This window comes from Gilliamella intestini (assembly GCF_900094935.1).
GTDB classification, from domain to species: Bacteria; Pseudomonadota; Gammaproteobacteria; order Enterobacterales; family Orbaceae; genus Gilliamella; species Gilliamella intestini.
In genome coordinates, this window is record NZ_FMBA01000088.1 from 1 (window position 1) to 2,734 (window position 2,734).

The 2,734-nt window shown below is 32.7% G+C and carries 3 protein-coding genes; all 3 read left to right on the forward strand.

The genetic code is table 11. The features are described 5' to 3' along the window. Window positions 1–365 precede the first annotated feature (365 nt). The 3 genes from GA0061080_RS13250 (at window position 366) to GA0061080_RS12060 (ending at window position 1,957) form a co-directional block, all read left to right on the forward strand. Window positions 366–563, forward strand: a complete 198-nt coding sequence (locus GA0061080_RS13250) for an HNH endonuclease (protein ID WP_209435844.1) — start codon at window positions 366–368, stop codon at window positions 561–563. 313 nt (window positions 564–876) lie between these two features. Beyond that, window positions 877–1,509 (forward strand): stringent starvation protein SspA, encoded by a 633-nt coding sequence (gene sspA / locus GA0061080_RS12055; RefSeq protein WP_065635550.1) that lies wholly within the window; start codon window positions 877–879, stop codon window positions 1,507–1,509. A 40-nt stretch (window positions 1,510–1,549) separates the two neighbouring features. Next, on the forward strand, window positions 1,550–1,957 hold the full coding sequence (locus GA0061080_RS12060; RefSeq protein WP_091126134.1) for a ClpXP protease specificity-enhancing factor: 408 nt from the start codon (window positions 1,550–1,552) through the stop codon (window positions 1,955–1,957). Window positions 1,958–2,734 lie beyond the last annotated feature (777 nt).

The window sequence follows — 2,734 nt, forward strand, 5'->3', positions numbered from 1 at the left end:
CGCATGAGGCATTAAATAACATGACACCGATTGAGTATAAAACACTAAAACAAGCAACATGATTTTCTACGTGAGTTGTGTGCTAAGTTTGGGGTGTTTACAATAGCAAAAAGGGGAAACGTTGGATTAAAGAGAAATACTTTAAAACGACGGCAACTCGGATATGGAACTTTGGCACAATAATAAAAGACCGCCATGGTATGGATAAATGGATTGAACTATTGCAATGTAGTAAGACGGCAATTAAACGACATATCAAGATAAAATCAGATTACAATCCGTTTTTACTGGAATGAGAATTATATGGCGAAACATTATACCAGAAAAGGCTATATGAAGAATTTTCACATAGACATAAATGGCAAATGCTGTATAAGACGCAAAGAGGCCTTTGTGGCTTATGTCAACTTCCAATCACAAAAGAGACGGGGTGGCATGACCATCATATTATCTACAAAATGCACAGAGGGGCGGACACGCTCAAAAATAGGATATTACTTCATCCTAATTGCCACAAAAAAGTTCATGCACTGAACTTAGAGGTAGTGAAATTGGCTTATTAAAGTCAATTGAAAGGCTTGAGCTGTATGCGGAGAAATTCGCTCGTACAGTTCTTAGGGAAGGGCACGACAGTAATGTTGTGTCCTTACCCGACTTAAGTTCAATATTACAAGTTTGTTTCAAACCCAGAGTTATCTGCTTTTTTTATTTTAAATTTTTATACTAAAACGCAGGTTTTCCTGAAATTTTTTTACAAAACTATATTTTTAATGAAAAGAATGTAAGAAAATTCATTTTTTTTAACAAATTTGTTATTCGATTTGTTAGAATAGTTGTTAGTGAGAATTATTTTAATTTTATACATTTGGAGTGGATATGGTTGTTGCTGTTAATAAACGTTCTGTGATGACATTATTTTGTGATACAACAGATATTTACGGACATCAGATTCGTCTTGTTCTGGCAGAAAAAGGGGTAACTGCTGAGATAGAATTTGTAACGGCGGATAATTTACCTCAGGAATTATTGGATCTTAATCCTTATGGATCAATTCCAACATTAATTGACCGCGATCTTACGTTATATGAGCCTCATATTGCGTTAGAGTATCTAGATGAACGTTTTCCTCATCCACCATTAATGCCAGTTTATCCAATTGTTCGAGCTAATTCACGATTAACAATGTATCGCATTAAAAAAGAGTGGTATAGTGCTTATGAAACAATTATTGCCAACCCTAATAGCGATGCAGCAAAAATAGCACGAAAGAATCTTGTTGATGATTTGGTTTCAATTTCGGTTATGTTTAAAGAAAAAGACTATTTTATGAGTGATGATTTCACATTATGTGATTGTTATTTTGCACCATTACTTTGGCGCTTACCATTACTTGGTATTGAATTACCCAAAGTGGCTGAAAAGAATTATTTAGCTTACATGTCACGAATTTTTGAACGCCCTGCTTTTGTTAGTTCATTAACCGAAGAAGAAAAAAGAATAAGAGCATAATTTATTTTCATTTATAATAACTTTAAACAAGGTAATCTTAATGGAACTTGAACAAATGTCACCACATCGGCCTTATGTATTTAGGGCTTTTTATGATTGGATTTTAGATAATGAATTAACACCTTATATTGTGGTTAATACATCGATACATGGTGTATTAGTACCGCAAGAGTTTATTCAAAATAATCAAATAATATTAAATATTGCACCACAGTCAGTTGGGCAATATTTAGCAAATAATGAACAAATTGAATTTAATGCTCGCTTTTCAGGTGTACCTCAGCATATTGTGGTTCCAATGGCGGCAATTGAAGCAATTTATGCTCGTGAAAATGGTATTGGGATGGGATTTGAAGATGAGCCTCAATATCAGGCACAGCGTGAGTCTTTATCTCAACAACTTGAAGAATCTAAACCAAAACCTAATCCATTTCGAGTTGTTAAATAGCATTTTTTTATTATTTGATAAGGTGCTTTTTAAGAACCTAATTGCTAGCAGTTTGTGTCTTTGATTATGCTAATACGATGAGACTAGAGCTAAATTCATTTGCTAATAGCGATGTGTTTGTAACGCGAATCGGTATTAAGTCAAGGTGTTGTAGTGGTTCGTTTAAAAGCTAACTAGAAAAAATATTGATTTTATCATGTTTTTTATATGACGATTTCTAGCTAAAACTGCTAACAAAATGTCGCTATAAACTCTCCAAGTTAAAGTTTAATATATTATTTAAAGATAATTTGCAATTAATTAACAAAATAAACTGGTGTTTTAGTATTCAGTTAACTATAATTTTGACTGTTTTTTTGACAAAATATATCTCATTAAAAAATGAGCAATTATAAAACTAAAACAACAAATTAATTGGAGATTGGAAATTGTGTTATCATAATAAAAAGTGTTGGTATTTCTATACTCTAAACCTATTTAAACTTCACTGTAATTAAAAACAGATTCTATTCTCATTTTTATCTTCAGGTCAAACGAAATCGCCAAGATTGCCGCTAATTTTCAACTTGTTATCCAAATCATCTTTAGCTTTTATACTGCCGCTGTTATTGCTCTATTCAGTAGATTCACTAGCCTTGTCAACTCATACATCTCAGGTCATTCATGGCTCGGCGCTGGAATAGCAACACATTTTCAAACAAAAAAATTAAGGGGTAAGTGTTTTTTAAATTCAACGGGAGGCAAGTAGCCTAACGAAGAATGTAATCGTTTATGATT

Bases quoted from the DNA above. Each gene is read 5' to 3' on its own strand.
- GA0061080_RS13250 (WP_209435844.1), top strand. From the start codon at position 366: ATGCTGTATAAGACGCAAAGAGGCCTTTGTGGCTTATGTCAACTTCCA.
- sspA (WP_065635550.1), top strand. From the start codon at position 877: ATGGTTGTTGCTGTTAATAAACGTTCTGTGATGACATTATTTTGTGAT.
- GA0061080_RS12060 (WP_091126134.1), top strand. From the start codon at position 1,550: ATGGAACTTGAACAAATGTCACCACATCGGCCTTATGTATTTAGGGCT.